This window comes from Flavobacterium sp. SH_e (genome assembly GCF_025717045.1).
Classification (GTDB): Bacteria; Bacteroidota; Bacteroidia; order Flavobacteriales; family Flavobacteriaceae; genus Flavobacterium.
Genome location: NZ_JAOVZN010000002.1, coordinates 1 through 16,329 on the forward strand (window position 1 = coordinate 1; position 16,329 = coordinate 16,329).

At 31.1% G+C, this 16,329-nt stretch carries 19 protein-coding genes and 1 tRNA gene; 10 read left to right on the top strand and 10 right to left on the bottom strand.

Going from position 1 to position 16,329, the window contains the following annotated elements; translation table 11 throughout:
- Positions 1-245: 245 nt before the first annotated feature.
- From OD917_RS02920 to OD917_RS02945, 6 genes are all read left to right on the top strand, one after another.
- Complete coding sequence (locus OD917_RS02920; protein ID WP_263522049.1) at positions 246-809, top strand: Crp/Fnr family transcriptional regulator; 564 nt, start codon at positions 246-248, stop codon at positions 807-809.
- A 65-nt stretch (positions 810-874) separates the two neighbouring features.
- On the top strand, positions 875-1,648 hold the full coding sequence (gene lpxA, locus OD917_RS02925) for an acyl-ACP--UDP-N-acetylglucosamine O-acyltransferase (RefSeq protein ID WP_263522050.1): 774 nt from the start codon (positions 875-877) through the stop codon (positions 1,646-1,648).
- A 48-nt stretch (positions 1,649-1,696) separates the two neighbouring features.
- On the top strand, positions 1,697-2,290 hold the full coding sequence (locus OD917_RS02930) for a YdeI/OmpD-associated family protein (RefSeq protein ID WP_263522051.1): 594 nt from the start codon (positions 1,697-1,699) through the stop codon (positions 2,288-2,290).
- A gap of 101 nt (positions 2,291-2,391) precedes the next feature.
- A complete protein-coding gene (locus OD917_RS02935; RefSeq protein ID WP_263522052.1) occupies positions 2,392-3,486 on the top strand; it encodes an acyltransferase family protein in 1,095 nt (364 codons plus the stop codon).
- Positions 3,487-3,647: 161 nt separating this feature from the next.
- Positions 3,648-4,067 carry a hypothetical protein gene (locus OD917_RS02940; RefSeq protein ID WP_263522053.1) on the top strand — a complete coding sequence of 140 codons (420 nt, stop codon included), beginning with the start codon at positions 3,648-3,650 and terminating at the stop codon, positions 4,065-4,067.
- Positions 4,068-4,286: 219 nt separating this feature from the next.
- Positions 4,287-4,646 carry a MerR family transcriptional regulator gene (locus tag OD917_RS02945; RefSeq protein ID WP_263522054.1) on the top strand — a complete coding sequence of 120 codons (360 nt, stop codon included), beginning with the start codon at positions 4,287-4,289 and terminating at the stop codon, positions 4,644-4,646.
- 94 nt (positions 4,647-4,740) lie between these two features.
- Here the strand turns inward: OD917_RS02945 and OD917_RS02950 are convergent, their stop codons facing one another.
- Both OD917_RS02950 and OD917_RS02955 read right to left on the bottom strand, forming a co-directional pair.
- The gene (locus tag OD917_RS02950; RefSeq protein WP_263522055.1) at positions 4,741-5,619 is read right to left on the bottom strand and encodes a DUF4932 domain-containing protein; all 879 of its coding nucleotides are present in this window, start codon (positions 5,617-5,619) and stop codon (positions 4,741-4,743) included.
- Positions 5,567-5,872, bottom strand: a complete 306-nt coding sequence (locus OD917_RS02955; protein ID WP_263522056.1) for a hypothetical protein — start codon at positions 5,870-5,872, stop codon at positions 5,567-5,569. The genes OD917_RS02950 and OD917_RS02955 overlap by 53 nt, the downstream gene beginning before the upstream one ends.
- A gap of 191 nt (positions 5,873-6,063) precedes the next feature.
- Here OD917_RS02955 and OD917_RS02960 point away from each other — a divergent pair, with 191 nt between their 5' ends.
- Positions 6,064-7,182, top strand: coding sequence for a TlpA disulfide reductase family protein (locus tag OD917_RS02960; protein WP_263522057.1), 1,119 nt, complete (start codon positions 6,064-6,066; stop codon positions 7,180-7,182).
- Positions 7,183-7,265: 83 nt separating this feature from the next.
- Here OD917_RS02960 and OD917_RS02965 read toward each other — a convergent pair whose 3' ends face one another.
- Positions 7,266-7,661, bottom strand: coding sequence for a helix-turn-helix domain-containing protein (locus tag OD917_RS02965; RefSeq protein ID WP_263522058.1), 396 nt, complete (start codon positions 7,659-7,661; stop codon positions 7,266-7,268).
- A 202-nt stretch (positions 7,662-7,863) separates the two neighbouring features.
- Here OD917_RS02965 and OD917_RS02970 point away from each other — a divergent pair, with 202 nt between their 5' ends.
- A complete protein-coding gene (locus tag OD917_RS02970) occupies positions 7,864-8,349 on the top strand; it encodes a hypothetical protein (RefSeq protein WP_263522059.1) in 486 nt (161 codons plus the stop codon).
- 38 nt (positions 8,350-8,387) lie between these two features.
- Here OD917_RS02970 and OD917_RS02975 read toward each other — a convergent pair whose 3' ends face one another.
- From OD917_RS02975 to OD917_RS02990, 4 genes are all read right to left on the bottom strand, one after another.
- On the bottom strand, positions 8,388-8,951 hold the full coding sequence (locus OD917_RS02975; RefSeq protein ID WP_263522060.1) for a hypothetical protein: 564 nt from the start codon (positions 8,949-8,951) through the stop codon (positions 8,388-8,390).
- A 97-nt stretch (positions 8,952-9,048) separates the two neighbouring features.
- Positions 9,049-9,126 (bottom strand) — tRNA-Val (locus OD917_RS02980).
- 160 nt (positions 9,127-9,286) lie between these two features.
- Positions 9,287-10,084, bottom strand: a complete 798-nt coding sequence (locus OD917_RS02985; protein ID WP_263522061.1) for a hypothetical protein — start codon at positions 10,082-10,084, stop codon at positions 9,287-9,289.
- A gap of 112 nt (positions 10,085-10,196) precedes the next feature.
- Positions 10,197-11,423, bottom strand: coding sequence for a bifunctional folylpolyglutamate synthase/dihydrofolate synthase (locus OD917_RS02990; RefSeq protein WP_263522062.1), 1,227 nt, complete (start codon positions 11,421-11,423; stop codon positions 10,197-10,199).
- 130 nt (positions 11,424-11,553) lie between these two features.
- On the opposite strand from OD917_RS02990, the gene OD917_RS02995 reads away from it, so the two are divergent.
- A complete protein-coding gene (locus OD917_RS02995; RefSeq protein WP_263522063.1) occupies positions 11,554-12,249 on the top strand; it encodes a MotA/TolQ/ExbB proton channel family protein in 696 nt (231 codons plus the stop codon).
- 3 nt (positions 12,250-12,252) lie between these two features.
- Positions 12,253-12,648, top strand: coding sequence for an ExbD/TolR family protein (locus OD917_RS03000; RefSeq protein WP_008464192.1), 396 nt, complete (start codon positions 12,253-12,255; stop codon positions 12,646-12,648).
- Positions 12,649-12,957: 309 nt separating this feature from the next.
- On the opposite strand, the gene OD917_RS03005 is transcribed toward OD917_RS03000, so the two are convergent.
- From OD917_RS03005 to OD917_RS03015, 3 genes are all read right to left on the bottom strand, one after another.
- Positions 12,958-13,863 carry an energy transducer TonB gene (locus OD917_RS03005; protein ID WP_263522064.1) on the bottom strand — a complete coding sequence of 302 codons (906 nt, stop codon included), beginning with the start codon at positions 13,861-13,863 and terminating at the stop codon, positions 12,958-12,960.
- Positions 13,864-14,179: 316 nt separating this feature from the next.
- Positions 14,180-15,406, bottom strand: a complete 1,227-nt coding sequence (locus tag OD917_RS03010) for a Glu/Leu/Phe/Val dehydrogenase dimerization domain-containing protein (protein ID WP_263522065.1) — start codon at positions 15,404-15,406, stop codon at positions 14,180-14,182.
- Between the two features lie 142 nt (positions 15,407-15,548).
- A complete protein-coding gene (locus tag OD917_RS03015; RefSeq protein WP_263522066.1) occupies positions 15,549-16,124 on the bottom strand; it encodes a chalcone isomerase family protein in 576 nt (191 codons plus the stop codon).
- Positions 16,125-16,329 lie beyond the last annotated feature (205 nt).

A 16,329-nucleotide genomic window follows, 5' to 3' on the forward strand; every position in this document is an offset into this window, starting at 1 on the left:
TTTTTGTTTTTGATGGGTTTTTGGAAATGATCCTCCGGATTCTTAAAGGATTTTCTTTGAGAAAACCTCCTAAAAACGATATTTTTTTAAAGTGATATTCTGCTTTGTGATCTAAGGCTGTGTTTTTAATAATTCGGCTTTAAATCGCAAAAAAAAGGCCTTGAATGAATGTTTTATAGGATATTATTGTTTTATAATTATCAAATTAAAAACTTTAAATTTGATAATACAATAAAGAAAAATAAATGAAAGAACTAATTCAAGTCATTAATGGTTTTCAGGAATTAGATTCAGGTACAGAACTTGCGCTGAAAAAATATTTTGTTGAAGAAACTTTTACAAAGAATGATTTTATTATTAAAGGGGGTAAAATCTGTGATAAGATCTATTTTATAAAATCGGGTGCGGTAAGACGATTTTGCATTGAAGATGGTATAGAGGTTACGAAGTGGATTTATACCGATAATCAGTTTATAACTTCGTTGAGTAGTTTTTTTGAACAAAAGCCATCATTTGAGAATTTTCAAACTTGTGAAGAAACAGTTGTTTATTCGTTGTCTTATTCAGATGAACAGGCTTTGCTAGAATATCCCTTATTTGTGAAGTTTCATATTAAACAGCTTCGATATTATCTTTCCAAAATAAATGAATTCAATCATTTATTTCGTTTAATGACTGCTGAGAAAAAATATTTGTTTCTGCTGGAGTCATTTCCTCAAATTATTAAAAAAGCCAAATTGAAACACATTGCATCATTAATTGGCGTAAGCCAAGAAACATTGAGCAGAATTCGAGCATCAATTATTTGATATTACATCAAAAAAAATGATTTAAACTTTTTCAACTTTTGTGTTTTACTTTAAAATACTAAAAATTGAAAAATACTTTCATTCATAAACAAGCTATAATTGGGACCAATGTAAATATTGGGAACTGCGTTACTATAGAAGAAGATGTAATAATTGGTAAAAACACTCAAATTGGGAATAACGTTTCCATTCTAAGTGGAACAAGAATTGGAGAAAATTGCCAAATACATTCTAATGCCGTTTTAGGAGGGATTCCACAAGATTTGAAATACAAGGGAGAATGTACTTTTTTAGAAATAGGATATAACAATATAATCAGAGAATTTGTCACGATTAATAAAGGAACTATTTCCAAAGGCACAACTAGTATCGGAAATTCTAATTTGATTATGTCTAATGCTCATATTGGTCATGATTGTGTTATTGGAAATAATTGTATAATTGGTTTTAGCGTTGGAATGGCTGGAGAAGTAACTGTTGAAGATTGGTCTAATATTAGCGGATTAACAGCCATTCATCAGTTTTCATCGATTGGTGAGAATACTATGATTAGTGGTTTAAGCCGAGTTGTGAAAGATATTCCTCCTTATATCATGGTTGCACATGAACCCTTGCGTTTTGCTGGGTTAAATGCTGTAGGATTAAAAAGAAGGGAATTTGATTCTTCTAAAATAAATGAGTTAAAAGCTATTTATAAAATTATATTTCAAGAAAAGAGAAATACAAAATTTGCGCTAGAATTAGTTAAAAGCGAGTTTGAGCAGACTGTGGAAAGAGATAAAATCTTAAATTTTATTCGCAATTCAAAAAGAGGAATTCTAAAAGGTATTGAATTTTAATTAAACGATTTACTATCTTTAGTAAACCATTTTTTAATAAAATTGTATATGACAGAGTATAGTGCTAATTCTAAAGTAGATTTTTATTTTGAAAAAGTAGAAAAATGGAAATCGGAACTAGAGCAAATGCGAGCTATTGTTTTAGATTGTCATTTGTCTGAAGAATTGAAATGGGGATCTCCTTGTTATACTTTTGAAAAAACGAACATTGTATTAATTCATTACTTTAAAAAATATTGTGCTTTTTTGTTTTTCAAAGGCGCTTTAATGAAAGATCCAGATAATATTTTGATTCAACAGTCAGATAATGTGCAGGCTGCTCGTCAAATTCGATTTACTAATGTTGAAGACATTTTGGCGAAAAAAGAAATTTTAAAAAAGTATATTTTTGAAGCTGCTGAAATTGAGAAATCAGGACAAAAAGTAGAACTGAAAAAAGTCTCTGATTTTGAAATTGCTGAAGAACTTCAGAATAAATTTAATTCTGATGCTAATTTTAAAAAAGCTTTTTATGCTTTATCTCCTGGAAGACAACGAGCATATTTGCTTCATTTTTCACAACCTAAACAATCCAAAACTAGAGAAGCGAGAGTGGAAAAAAATATTTCACGAATTTTAGCTGAAAAGGGATTGAATGATTAAATAGTTAGTAGTTTTGAATAAATCTGATTTTGATTTGAATATTAATTTGTAGAACTTGCAACGTTACCAAATCACCTAAATTATAAGTTTATTATAATCTAATGAATACAAGCCAGTCAACTACAACAATTCTTGAAACAAAACAGCATTTTGAAATTTTAGACGGATTAAGAGGCGTCGCTGCTTTTGCAGTAGTTGTGTTTCATTTTATGGAATGGATTTTTAGTGATCCAAGTAAAAATTTTATCGGACACGGATTTTTAGCTGTTGATTTTTTCTTCTGTCTCTCAGGTTTCGTAATTGGGTATGCTTATGATGACCGCATTGTAAAAATGGGACTTCGCAATTTTTTTATTGCTAGAATTGTCAGACTTCATCCGTTAGTTGTTGCGGGTTCAATACTTGGTTTATTGGCTTTTTTATTTGATCCTTTTGGAGGTTATTTAGAATTGTACAGTACTGGGAAAATTATTTTGACATTTATCTGTTCAATTTTTCTTATTCCGTTTCCAGTTATTGCTGATCGCGGATTTAATTTGTTTAGTTTTAATGCACCGGCTTGGTCGCTTTTCTGGGAATACATAGCCAATATCGTTTATGCATTTGTTCTTTACAGAATTACCAGAAGTTTTTTGTTGCTGTTAACGATATTGTCTGCAATTGCGATTTGTTACGTCGGATATAATTCTGGCAATTTATTAGGAGGTTGGAGTGGCCCGACTTTTTGGGATGGATGTGCTAGAATTTCATATTCTTTTTTAGCTGGATTACTTATTTATAGATCTAGTTGGATTATTAAAAATAAACTTGGTTTTGGTGGATTAACCTTTTTATTGCTATTAGCTTTTGTTATGCCGTTTTCAGAATGGAATTGGATTTCAGAACCGTTAGTTGTTTTACTTTATTTTCCATTATTAATTTCTTTAGGAGCAGGCGCTGTCTTAAAACCTGGATTGAAAAAAGCTTGTATTTTTTCAGGAAAAATATCCTATCCATTATACATGACACATTATGCCGTTTTATGGATGTTTGGAAATTATTATACCAATTATAAACCAAATACGACACAATTGACTTTAATTGTAATAACTTCAGTTGTTTTGTTGGTCGGATTCGCTTATTTAGTAATGGTTGTTTATGATATTCCGTTAAGGAATTATTTAAATGCTAAAAGAAAAGAAAGACTGGCGAAATAAAAATCTTTAGCCTAATCATAATAAAAAACTCCATTAGAAGTAATGGAGTTTTTTATTATTTTTTGTTTTGAGTTATGATCTTCTAATGGGTATTTAATCAGAAATTGGCTTAACTTGATCTCGATTTTCCATTCGTTAAAACTATTAGAACCAAATAAACTATGAAATTTCCAATAATTACAACTTTACTGCTATTACTAAGCACAATTAATATTTACTCACAAAAACTAAATTGCCAAGATTTTCGAACGGGTAAATTTGAATTAATAGATGAATTAAATCAGCAGAAATATATTTATGAGCGATTCGAAAATTTTCAAACTGAAGAAACATTCGATATGAAAACCGGAAAAGTTTTTGAGGAAAAAGGCTATTACATTTTAACATGGATAAATGACTGTGAATATAATTTAAAATTAGATGCAACTAAAACGAAGGGAGACGATATTGCTTTAGCTGTAAATGCAAGAGGTGGTGTTAATTCCAGAATAGTATTTGTTGATGGTAGTTGCGCTATCATTGCTGTAACAATTGCAGACGAGGAAATTGAAACTGCCTATGGAATGTGTAAAATTAACTAGTGCTTCTTAAATATAAATAAGTATTCAATCTTAATAATGAGAAATAGACTTTTGATAATAAAATTTACAAAAAGAGTAAAAACATTGTGTAATGTGTCTTGTTGTAAAAATGTTTTTGTCTCATTTCTTGCGTTTTAAAAACAAAAAAATAGTATATTTGAAACCTAAAAGCATAGACTCTGCTCTATGCTTTATTGTTTTGTTAAAAAAATAAATGATATGCTTGTAAACGAATTATCAAAAAAAACGGGGTTGTCAATTCATACTATTAGATATTATGAGAATTTAGGAATCATTAAAGGATTGACTAATGAAAATGTGACATCTAATAATTATAAACATTACGATGCTAATACTATTGAACGTTTAGAAATCATTATAGAAGCAAGGGAAGTTGGTTTTACTTTAGCAGAAATAAAGAAAATATTAATCAGTTGGTTTGAAAGTACTGATTCGAAACCAGAAACGCTTGAGCTTTTTCAAGCCAAGATAAAAGAGATTGACGATAAAATGAGATATTTCAAAAAGACCAAGAGCCTTCTCGAAAAAGTATGTGAAAAAATAAAAAGTAATGATTGATAAATTATTATCAATTAATTAGTTTTAAAATTTGACTATAAAAAAAAACTCCATTAGAAATAATGGAGTTTTTTTTATGTAAATGCTTTGCAATTTATTGTAAACTACACCATTTGATTAGTTCAGGATATATTAGATCGATTTTCTTTTTTTTGTTTTTATTTCTAAGATTTTTCAATTCTTCATTGAATTCTTTCATCTTTATAAATCCTCGCTCAATCATTATGGCGTTTACTTCGTTATTGATTTCTTGAAGTAATTTTGTATCGCCTTTGTAAATTTCCTCGGCATATAAAATAAAAACACCGTAAGTCATGTATTCATTAAATACTTTATAGCCGTCCGGATAATATTCTGTTCCGTATGCTTTGGTATTAACCCATTTTTCGCGGTCTTTCAAGGCAGTATTAATTTCCGATTTAAATTTTACACTCGGTTTTTCTACATAATTGTGATCAATTTCTGTAAACATACTTCTTGTGTTAAAAGCTTCGTTGTTTTTTTCAGATCGGTCTTTTTCTTTTTGAATCGTTGGTAAAACCATTTCAATAAGATGAAAATTATTGTTTTCGTAGCCGCCAGTATAATTAAGGCCATTTATTAATGCAGAAGTATATACAATGTAACTGTTGATCTTTGTGTCAAAATTCTTTTCTAGCCAATTCCATTGTTTCTGAAGATTTGAATACTGTTTGTAATCTGAAATGATTTTGTCATAAAAAGGTTTTTCAGATTTGTAGAATTCATTGAAATTAGTTTTTTTAGCAAAAGCTTCAATTTCTTTTTTGTAAGTCGTAATCGGATTTACTTCAATTTTTACGTTTGCAACCTTATTTGCTGGTAAAATATAATTAGGGTTTGGAATTAAAATCTCATTTTTTAAAAAGTAAGTTTGAGCGTTTCCTGTAAAGAAGATATAATTAAGCGGATTCTTTGTTAAAAGAGAAATCCATTGTCTTGATAATTGGTTCATCTTTATAAAGCTTGAATTGTTTCAAAACGCGTTGGTAATAATCACCTCTTTGCTCAAACATATCATCGTTTCCTAATCCAAAATCGGTAATTGCTAACATGATCGTAAGAAGTTCTTTTACTTCATTAACTTCAACTGTCGATTTTCCTTGATTCTCTTTTTTGAATTCTTCAGAAAAATTTACTTTTTCTGATTGTGCAAATCCTGCAAATGATAATATTAAAGCGAAGGCGGATAAAATTTTTGTTTTCATGGAATTAATTTCAATTTGAATTACTTTGGCTTAATAATAATTTTTTGGAAGTGTAAATTTCTTGCAAAAATACATCGAATGCAAATTTGATTTATACTGTTTTTTTATAAATTCGATTTGGAATTCTGAATTTACTTCTGTTAAAAATGCATGTTCTATTTATAGCACATTGAAAAAAAATATAAAAATCTATGAATAAATTTGTTACGCTTCTATTGTTGATGTTTTTTATTACAATTAATGCTCAAAAAGGTTTTAAAGTATCAGGTGTTTTAGAAGGATTTAAAGAAAATACTATTGTGCAAATTGAAAAACAAGGGATAATTATTGATAGTTGTTACTTGAAAAATAAAAAGTTTCAATTGAAAGGTTTTTTAGACGATGCTCCTTCTATAGTTTATTTATATGTTGGAAAAGGAGATGAAACAAAGAATTTGTCTTTTTTTATTGGCAATGAAGATGTTGTAATAAACGCAAAAATTCAGGATTTTCCATATGATGTACAGCTTCAAGGAGCTAAATTTGATAAAGAACGCTACTTGTTTGATCAGAAGGAAAAGAGACTAATGATAGAAAGAGATCAATTGGTAAAGAATATGTTTTTACTTAGAGATCAGAAAAAATGGAATGATAGCTTGCAAAATGCATATTGGTCCCGAAAAGAGCCGTATGGAATAATTATAAAAATTGATAAGGAACTAGATTATATTCAAAATGAATTCATTCGAAATCATATTAATTCATTTTATGGATTAAGCTTGCTTAATTCTTATAAAACAGAAATTCCATTGAATGAAGTTAAGGATTTATTGGATAAAGTAAAACCTGAATTAAGAAATTCTATTTATTTTAAAACCATTGAAAGTCATGTGAAATATCCAGACTTAAAAATTGAAGATAAATTTTATGATTTTTCGGGAGTAGATCAAACTGAAAAAGCGGTAAAGTTCTCAGGCTATTTTAATGGAAAATATATTTTACTTGATTTTTCAACGCTTTACTGTAGTTGGTGTTTAAAGGCAATTCCGAAACTTGATGAATTGAAAAACAACAATTCAAACAAACTGGATATTGTCACTTTTTATGTAGACAAAAAAAGAAAAGATTTTGAAGGATTGGTTAAAAAACATTCAAAAGATTCCAACGTTGTGTGGGATCAACAAGGAAGATTTAGCGAAACTTATGCAAAATACAAAGTCTTTGGGACTCCAACATTTTATCTTTTTGCGCCAGATGGGAAACTAGTTGAAAAATTCGATGGTTATTCTGAAGAGCTTGGTGAAAAAATCCAGGAAATTATTAATAGATAATTTTCAGTGGCTATTTATGAAGGGTTCTAAAGCATAAAAAAACTCCATTAGGAATAATGGAGTTTTTTTATGCTTTAAAAAGGTTATTTTCCTTTTACTATTTTTTCGAGATATTCAACTTTGTCTTTTTCTGCTTGTACTAAACGCTCATAAAGTTCTACAATTTTATCAAGTGGATTAAAAGTAGGTTGAACATTGATTCCATTTATTGTTGAAGTGTCATGGCTATTAAATGTATTATTGATAATACTTAAAATAGTTTCATCACTATAATTCTTAATGCCTTCAGGTGTAACGCCAAGCGCTTCTGCAACTTCAGCTAGTCTTGTGTCGTCTATAGTTTCACTGTTTTCAATAGCAGAAACCGTTTGTTGACTAGTGCCTAAAGCTTGTGCCAATGCTTCTTGTTTCATATCGCGAAGTTCACGAATACGGCTAATATTTCTTCCGATGTGTTTTGGTCTTGATAGTGTGCTCATAATTCAAAGATAATAATTAAGTGAATAAACCAGAACTGTAAAAAACAGATTTTAAATGTATGTTACAGATTTTCTTGGGGAGCGGTAAACAAAAATACAATTTTTATGGTAAGAATAAGATCATGAATAGTTGTTTGTGATGCTGGATTTTATAATACTATATTAGCATTTGTAAATTTTAAAATATAAACTCATTGTAGAAATGGATTGTATTATTATTGAAAATTTAAAAGTGCTGTCAGAAAACTTCAAACACAAATTTGATACTTTTTCAAATTCAGTCCTTTTTGTTAGTGAAGTGAATAAGATAAAAATACAATTTGAGGATGATAGCTATTTTAAAGTTGCTTATAATCTATGTTTTAGTGAAAAAATAGTGTTTGTTCCAAAAGAGGCACTTTATGATTTCTGTTTTGATTTATTTAGGAGGCCAAATGACGATACAGAAGTGATTTGTAATGTGGGTAAAACAATTGAAATAGAGAAGTGGCTTGAAATCGAAAAAAATGAATCTTTGGATGTGCTTAATAATATTCAAAAAGAATTGAATTACAATTATAGAATAAAACATTTAACTCTAGAGAGTTTTCAATTTAATATATTTTATTTCAATGGATTGCTCGTTTTTGAGCACAAAAACAAAGAGTATTTGTCTAATGTTTTTGATTTTAAAAGCATAAAATATTGATAGAAGGCTCACTGTTAATTAATTATTTTTGGATTTAGTTACTCTTCTGTTTCTTTATCTTCATATTTCCAATATTCTGTTCCATATTTTTCTCTTAACAAATGATATTTTTTAAGACCATTAGCTATAGCTTCAAAATCGTTTTTGTTACAGAAACCTAGTTTTACGTAATCTTTTGGTCTAGTGTCTCCATGAGTTTCTTCCTTGTGTAATTTGAAAAGTATTTTTGGAATTTCTTTTTCAAATCTAAAAACTAATAAATTTTTGTGTCCCCTGTCAATAGTGTCCGTTGGCGCCCATCCTTCATAGACTGATTGAGTTAAAATAAATTTCTCGAAAACAAACTCATCAGGGTTGTTGATGTTGAAAATGCAATCGAATTCTTTATTTATCTTTAAGTCTTCATAAGCATAAAGTGTAAAGACAATAATTTCATTTTCTTGTCTTTTCCAGTTTATGTATCTATGATAAAACTCATCTTTATTGCGATCTGCGAATCGTTTAATTATTGCTTTTTTTGATAATTCAATCCCTTTGTCAGATAGATACATGTCAGAAAATAAATATCGATGATTTTTTGTGCAATCTTCTTCATTATTCATGTATGTTTTTTTTTGCTAGATAAAGAGTTCTTTAATTAATCCAAAAGTAGAATATTAATAGATAAAAAAAAACTCCTTAATTTCTTAAGGAGTTTCTTGGTGGGCGATGAGGGGTTCGAACCCCCGACCCCCTCGGTGTAAACGAGGTGCTCTGAACCAGCTGAGCTAATCGCCCTATTTTACTAGGTTGCTATCATTTCGTGATTGCGAGGGCAAATATACGCTAGTTTTTGAGTTCTGCAAAGAAAATAGAATAAAAAATTAAAATTTTTTTAAAGTATTTTCTATAAGGCTGAGGGATAAAATGTTATGAAAGTATATTTTTTAATCTTTTTTTACTTTGAAAGTGAAGGAATGTTCCTGTAGATATTATCGCTGTGTTTTCCGGTGAAAGATTTATCCAATTCATCAAAAAAAGCATTCGAGTCTTTTTCATTTGGCCAAGTCGATTTAATCAGTTCGTCTATTTTTTCGTTTGATTTTTCCATATCGGCTAAAGAATCATAGAAAAATGCTTCCATAAAATCGGTACTATTAGAACCCCAAGAATGACGGAACGGATAATACGCTTTTATATAAGGATCGTTAAAAGTGATTTTTTCATTGAATTCTTTCGCGTTTTTTCCGTTTCCTTTCATGCTAAGTTCAGATTTTCGGATGTAAACGATCATTGGCTTCTTTGTTTGATCTTTGTATGCTTTTTCGCCAATTGAGGTTAAACTCTGATAGATCTCATCTGAATGCATTGGAGTGTAATAAGAGTTGTATTTATCGAAGAAAGCTTTTCTAGCTTTTTCATCTGGCCAAGCTTTTTTAATTAAATCGTCGTTAATAGCATCTGCTTTTTCGATATCCTCCCAATTTTTATAAACACTCACGGCAACTACTTCCGTATTGTCATTCGTGTAATAATGAGTAAGTAATTCCGAACCAATAATAAGATCATTTTTACTAATAACTTTGTCAAAGTATTCCTGTTCTGTAGCCTTCCAGTCTTTTGCTTTTCCATCTAAACTGCGATGCAGAGTAGTCATCGTTATAAAAACTGGTTTCTCTTTCTCCTGTGCGTTACCAATAACGCACACTAGAGCCATCCATAGGAAAAGCCCTAGAAGTGTACTTCTTGTTTTCATGATTTAAATTTGTTATTGGGTTTTTAATAAATAAATTTAAGTCATTAAAAATCAAATAGTTGTGTATTTACAGGCGATTTTATCCTTATTTAGGATGTGAAATTTAATTCTCTTAATTTAAAGGTAGTTCAGCCACTACAAAAGTGCTTCCGCCTACATAAATAAAATCATTTTTTGCAGCTTTTTTCTTTGCTTCCGCGAAAGCGATTTCAACAGAATCGTATTGGTCTCCAATCAAGTCATGTTTTTTTGCTTCGTTTTGAAGAATTTCGGTGCTTAAACCTCTCGAAGAATCGGGTCTGCAGAAATAGTATTTTGCTTGTTTAGGGAATAATGGCAAAATAGAATCTAGATCTTTATCATTAACAACGCCCAAAACAATATGAAGGTTTTCAAATTTTTCGTTTTTCAGCTGATTCATTACAACCGATAATCCGTGTTTGTTGTGTGCTGTGTCGCAAATAATTTTTGGGTTTTCTCCCAATTGCTGCCATCTCCCTTGTAAACCCGTATTTTTTACAACATTCAATAAACCTTCTTTTAATTGTTCGATCGAAATCTTAAAATCGGTTTCATTATTCAAAATCGAAATCGTCTGCTGAACTGTTTTTTTATTATGAAACTGATAATCGCCAATCAAATCAGACAAATAAATTTGATCAATTAAATCTGAAGCAAAAGAAATTGGTGCGTTATTTTCTTCGGCTTTAGCCAAAAATACAGGTTTAGTTTCATCTGTATATTCGCCAATAACAACAGGAACATTTGGTTTTATAATTCCCGCTTTTTCGCCAGCGATTGCTTCTAATGTATTTCCTAAAAATTGAGTATGATCCAAACCAATATTGGTAATTACCGAAACCAAAGGCGTAATAATATTTGTTGCGTCCAATCTTCCGCCCAAACCAACTTCAATAATTGCAATATCAACTTTTTCAGCAGCAAAATAATCAAACGCCAAACCAACTGACATTTCGAAGAAACTCATATCATTAGCTTCAAAAAAATCTTTGTGTTTTGCGATGAATTCAATAACAAAATCTTCAGAGATTTCTTTACCGTTGATTTTAATTCTTTCTCTAAAATCTTTTAAATGTGGAGAAGTGTATAGTCCGACTTTATAACCCGCTTCTTGTAAAACAGATGAAAGCATATGCGAGGTAGAACCTTTTCCGTTTGTTCCAGCAACATGAATACATTTTAGCTCGTTTTGCGGATTATCAAGATGAGCTGCCAATATTCTAATATTAGTTAAATCTTCTTTGTAAGCAGAAGCACCTTGCAATTGGTACATTGGAAGTTGATTAAACATCCAATTGGTAGTCTCTTGATAGTTCATTTGTTTAGATAAAATGGTTGTTGATTGAAATAAATTTCGATTTTTGTAGTTTAATATTACAGCGAAAATTATCTTTATTGCAAATTTCAAATATTTTTTAGAATTAATTATTAAAAACCAGAATTAATATATGTTTAGTTTTATTCAGTTACAAACAGATACAATCGCAAATGCTTCAAATGTAGTGATAGAGAAGGTTGCAACACCCCAAAATGAAATTTCGATGTTTGGGTTTATCATGAAAGGAGGAGTTTTTTTAATTCCGATTGCGATTTTATTGTTTTATACGATTTACCTAATTTTTGAACGTTACATGTACATTAACCGTGCGTCTAAAATTGACAGCCGATTAATGCAAGACATTGGAGAAAAATTACATTCTGGAAATATTGAATTGGCAAGAACAATTGTAGAAAGAAATAATACTGCAGCTGGAAATATTTTGAAAGAAGGTGTTTTAGTAATCGGAAGGCCGATTTCAGAAATTGAAGCCAACATGGACCGTGCTGCCGATATTGAAATTGGCGAAATGGAAAGACATTTAGGCCATCTTGGACTTATTGCAGGTATTGCGCCAACGCTTGGTTTCATTGGAACAATTTCTGGGGTTATTAAAATTTTCTACAGTATTTCGGTTACAGAAAATATTAGTATCGGAAATATTTCTGGAGGTTTATACGAAAAAATGATCAGTTCAGGATCTGGATTAATTGTGGGTATTATTGCTTATAGCGCATACCACTTATTGAACGGAAAGATTGATAATTTTGCTTTAAAAATTCAGAAACAGATTTTAGAATTTGTCAATATAATTCAAAGAGCATAAGCCATGTCTATTAAAAGAAAAAGAAGATTTCACGCCGAAGTTGCGACTTCATCTTTGAGCGATATCATGTTTTTCCTGCTGTTGTTTTTCTTAATTATCTCAACACTGGCAAATCCGAATGTGATTAAGATGACTTTGCCAAAAGCTAAAGCGAATGAAAAGACCAATAAACAATTAATTAGTTTATCGGTTACAGAAGATAAAAAGTTCTATATCGACAAACAAGAAGTAGATTTTGAAAATCTAGAAACGAGTTTAATGTCAAAAATAGGAACAGATAAAGAGCAAACCGTTGTTGTTCGAATTCCGTTTAATCTGCAAGTTCAAGACTTAGTAGATGTTTTACAAATAGGAGTGAAGAACAACTTGAAGTTTGTAATTGCTACAAGTCCGAAGTAAAAATAATTATTAGGGCGTGACCACAATAAAAAAATGGACCAATCAACATTATGGTGATTGGTCCATTTTTTTATTGCGGTCGGGCTATCCGCGCTATTTCGGTAGCCAGCTTCTATCCCTCACGCAAACAGGACTCAGTTTTGTCATTCTGAGGAACGAAGAATCACACGAGAAACTCGCCAAAGATTGGAGATGTAGTTTGCGGAATTACTTGTGTGATTCTTCGTTCCTCAGAATGACAAACTGGGCGGAAATAAAAAAAAGCTTTCAGATATCTGAAAGCTTTTTTTGTATTTGAAATTTGTGTTTTTAATCCAAACTAAAATTATAAATAATTTTACCAACTTGTTTTGCAGGAGCATCACTATCAGATTCCCATTTGGTATTCATTGCCGCGATTCTTGCTTGGTCTAATAAGCATTTTGCTGTATTTGTTGTTCCTTTAATTCCTGCGGTTGCGCTTATCGTTTTGCCGTTTTGGTCAACGCTAACTTCAACGACTACTTTTCCTTCTTCATTACAAGTATATTTTGGTGCAGGTTTAGAAAGCGCTTTTCTGTTTCCTAAAGAATATCCAGTTCCTCCTCCAGAACCACCGCCACTTCCGGCTCCGTAACCGCTTCCGGTTCCAATGCCATTTCCGGTTCCGTTTCCGCCTCCAGTTCCTCCGCCAGAACCACCACTTCCGTAATAACCGTTAGAGTTTAGACTTCCGTTTGATTTTCCTTTATTTCCCGCTGCTTTATCATCTCCATCTCCGCCTTTGTTCGAACCTTTCATAATACTTGCTAAAGCATCATTTGTGGAGTTAGAAACTTTTGGCTTTTCTGGAACAGGTTTTTGTATCGGTTTCTCAACAGGAACAGGTTTTTTAGGTTTTTCTTTCGTCGGAATAACAACATCATTATCTGCGGTTGTATTTTCCTGAGAAATAATTGCTTCTTCCTCTGGAGTTGCTTTTGCGGGCGCTTGTTTTACATTGTTTTTTACATCCAAAACTTCGCTTTTATAATTGGCACCAGAGCCTAAATCGCTATCTCCAAAGTTCACCGTTACGCCTCCGCCGCCACCTCCGCCATCGGCAAGAGCTACATTGTTTTCAGGATTGTAAGGAGGCCAAAAACGTATAAAAAAAAGCAACGTAATAATTACCGCATATATTGCAGTAGTAAATAATAATGATTTCTTTTTATCTGAAGAATTAGACGAACTCATTTAGATTCTGAATTTTGAAATGTATTATTTTAAAAACGTTTAAAAGTAGTAAAAATTGTTTAGAATGAAAGAGAGAATTTAACCGCAAAGTACGCAATGATTACGAAAGGTTCGCAAAGGGTTTTGTTTTTAAACCTCGCAAAGTCGCGAAGTCACAAAGTTTTTCTTTTTTAAGTTTCTTTGCGACTTCGCGACTTTGCGAGAAATAAACTAGCGTTCTTTGCGTAAATCTTTGCGTTCCTTGCGTTTAAACTTAGATAGACAAAAAAACGAGCCAACAATAATGTGGCTCGTTTAGATTGAGATATAAAATAATTTACACTAATTGCTTCAATGCAATTTCAAAAGCAGTTGCACTGATATTTGTTTTTGACGAATTCAAAGCATGTGCTTTTACAATCGCGTTTTTGATAATTTCAGAAGTATCATTAAAAATTGCCTCATCTGTCATTTGAACTTTTTTCTCCATGAAATAAGCAAAAACTCTTGCCATTCCGCAGTTTGAGATAAAGTCAGGAATCAAACTTACTTTTTGGTCTACTTGTTCCATAATAGAACCAAAGAAAATTTCTTTGTCAGCAAAAGGAACATTCGCACCGCAAGAGATTACTTCCAATCCGTTTGCGATTAAACTGTCAATTTGTGCCTGAGTAACTAATCTTGAAGCGGCACAAGGAGTGAAAATTTCAGCACCAATTGTCCAAATTTTAGAATTAATTTCTTCAAACGGAATCATATTATGGGCAACCAATTTGTTTCCATCTTTATTTAAAAACAAAGTTCTGATTTCTTCAAACGAAAAACCATCTTCTTTTATTAATCCGCCATCGCGATCAATAATCCCGATAACTTTAGCTCCCATTTCGGCCAAATAAAAAGCCGCAGCAGAACCTACGTTTCCAAAACCTTGAACGATTGCTTTTTTACCTTTAATGTCTCCGCCATAAGTTGTATAAAAATGACGAACGGCTTCTGCAACGCCAAAACCAGTAATCATGTCAGCAACTGTATATTTTCTGGTTACGTCTGGAGAGAATTTAGGGTTTTCAATTACTTTAATCACACCTTGACGCAATTGCCCAATTCTATTAATTTTATCGGCTTCTGTTGGTTTAAAGTGCCCATTAAAAACTCCTTCTTGCGGATGCCAAACACCACATTCTTCAGTCATCGGAATAACTTCATGAATTTCATCAACATTTAAATCACCTCCAGTTCCGTAGTAACTTTTCAATAAAGGAGAAACAGCTTTATACCAGCGTTGCAAAACCCCTTTTTTGCGAGGATCGTTCGGGTCAAAATTTATTCCAGACTTAGCCCCGCCAATTGCTGGGCCCGAAACAGAGAATTTAACTTCCATTGTTTTGGCCAATGACAAAACTTCGTTCATGTCTAGACCTTTTCTCATTCTGGTTCCTCCACCCGCAGCTCCTCCGCGAAGTGAATTAATTACAGTCCACCCTTCGGCTTCTGTTTCTGAATCTTTCCAATTAAAAACAATTTCAGGTGCCTTGTTTTCAAATTGTTGTAATAAATCTTTCATTTTGTTGTGATATGTTTATTTTGCGTAAATGTATAAAATAGAATAATGCGAATAATGTATTTTGCAGCAAATTTATAAAACATAAAAGAAAAGCCGAAAACTATTAGGTTTTCGGCTTTTTGAATATTTAAAAAATTAAGAACTATTGTCCTAATAAATGTTTCTTTAGAGTTTCATCAACTGGTTTGTCTGAAAGCCAGATTCCGAATAAGGCTTTTTTGAAATCAAATCCTGGAACTTTTCCTTTTAAAACTTCATTTTTATAAACATAAATATTTTGATCAAAAGGACTATATGCTAAGATAAATACATCTTTTTCTGTAATTGCATCACTTAAGTAGCTTTTTAATTGCTCAATTCTTGGACGCAATTGTTCAAGTTCTGCTCCAGCAGATTTTTCAAAACCAGTATTCATGGCTTTTGTCAATTTACTAGAAGATACCATCGATGAAGTAATTTCAATTCTAACAGCCATTTCAGTATCACTGTCAATAATGAATTGTGGATCTTGAGTTAATTGTGATAGATATAATGCCTGAACATAAACTTCCAACCACATTTTTGATCTTCCGCCGGCACCATTAAGTTGTAAAGGTTTGTTTTGAAAGTCTATCTTTCTCGGAACTGTAACACCGTTAACATCTATTTGAGTTTGGGCTGAAACGACCGAAAATTGTAGGCTTAAAAGGAGTGTAAGTAATAGTAAAATCTTTTTCATGTTCTATCAATTATTTATTTTTTGGTCAAAAATAATGTTAATTTATTAATATTTGGTTCATTTTTAGCATGTTTTTTTTCTGTAAAATATACATTTAATTTTTGTATTACATTAACAATCAAATTAGTAAGAGTAAGTTTACGTACATTTACGCGCTTTAAGAATTGTTTAATGTTTGAATTTGAAAACTTAGTCACTTTTAAGC

Excerpts from the sequence above, each read along its gene's own strand:
- OD917_RS02920 (WP_263522049.1), top strand. The coding sequence starts at position 246 with ATGAAAGAACTAATTCAAGTCATTAATGGTTTTCAGGAATTAGATTCA.
- OD917_RS02930 (WP_263522051.1), top strand. The coding sequence starts at position 1,697 with ATGACAGAGTATAGTGCTAATTCTAAAGTAGATTTTTATTTTGAAAAA.
- OD917_RS02935 (WP_263522052.1), top strand. The coding sequence starts at position 2,392 with ATGAATACAAGCCAGTCAACTACAACAATTCTTGAAACAAAACAGCAT.
- OD917_RS02940 (WP_263522053.1), top strand. The coding sequence starts at position 3,648 with ATGAAATTTCCAATAATTACAACTTTACTGCTATTACTAAGCACAATT.
- OD917_RS02945 (WP_263522054.1), top strand. The coding sequence starts at position 4,287 with ATGCTTGTAAACGAATTATCAAAAAAAACGGGGTTGTCAATTCATACT.
- OD917_RS02950 (WP_263522055.1), bottom strand. The coding sequence starts at position 5,619 with ATGAACCAATTATCAAGACAATGGATTTCTCTTTTAACAAAGAATCCG.
- OD917_RS02955 (WP_263522056.1), bottom strand. The coding sequence starts at position 5,872 with ATGAAAACAAAAATTTTATCCGCCTTCGCTTTAATATTATCATTTGCA.
- OD917_RS02960 (WP_263522057.1), top strand. The coding sequence starts at position 6,064 with ATGAATAAATTTGTTACGCTTCTATTGTTGATGTTTTTTATTACAATT.
- OD917_RS02965 (WP_263522058.1), bottom strand. The coding sequence starts at position 7,661 with ATGAGCACACTATCAAGACCAAAACACATCGGAAGAAATATTAGCCGT.
- OD917_RS02970 (WP_263522059.1), top strand. The coding sequence starts at position 7,864 with ATGGATTGTATTATTATTGAAAATTTAAAAGTGCTGTCAGAAAACTTC.
- OD917_RS02975 (WP_263522060.1), bottom strand. The coding sequence starts at position 8,951 with ATGAATAATGAAGAAGATTGCACAAAAAATCATCGATATTTATTTTCT.
- OD917_RS02985 (WP_263522061.1), bottom strand. The coding sequence starts at position 10,084 with ATGAAAACAAGAAGTACACTTCTAGGGCTTTTCCTATGGATGGCTCTA.
- OD917_RS02990 (WP_263522062.1), bottom strand. The coding sequence starts at position 11,423 with ATGAACTATCAAGAGACTACCAATTGGATGTTTAATCAACTTCCAATG.
- OD917_RS02995 (WP_263522063.1), top strand. The coding sequence starts at position 11,554 with ATGTTTAGTTTTATTCAGTTACAAACAGATACAATCGCAAATGCTTCA.
- OD917_RS03000 (WP_008464192.1), top strand. The coding sequence starts at position 12,253 with ATGTCTATTAAAAGAAAAAGAAGATTTCACGCCGAAGTTGCGACTTCA.
- OD917_RS03005 (WP_263522064.1), bottom strand. The coding sequence starts at position 13,863 with ATGAGTTCGTCTAATTCTTCAGATAAAAAGAAATCATTATTATTTACT.
- OD917_RS03010 (WP_263522065.1), bottom strand. The coding sequence starts at position 15,406 with ATGAAAGATTTATTACAACAATTTGAAAACAAGGCACCTGAAATTGTT.
- OD917_RS03015 (WP_263522066.1), bottom strand. The coding sequence starts at position 16,124 with ATGAAAAAGATTTTACTATTACTTACACTCCTTTTAAGCCTACAATTT.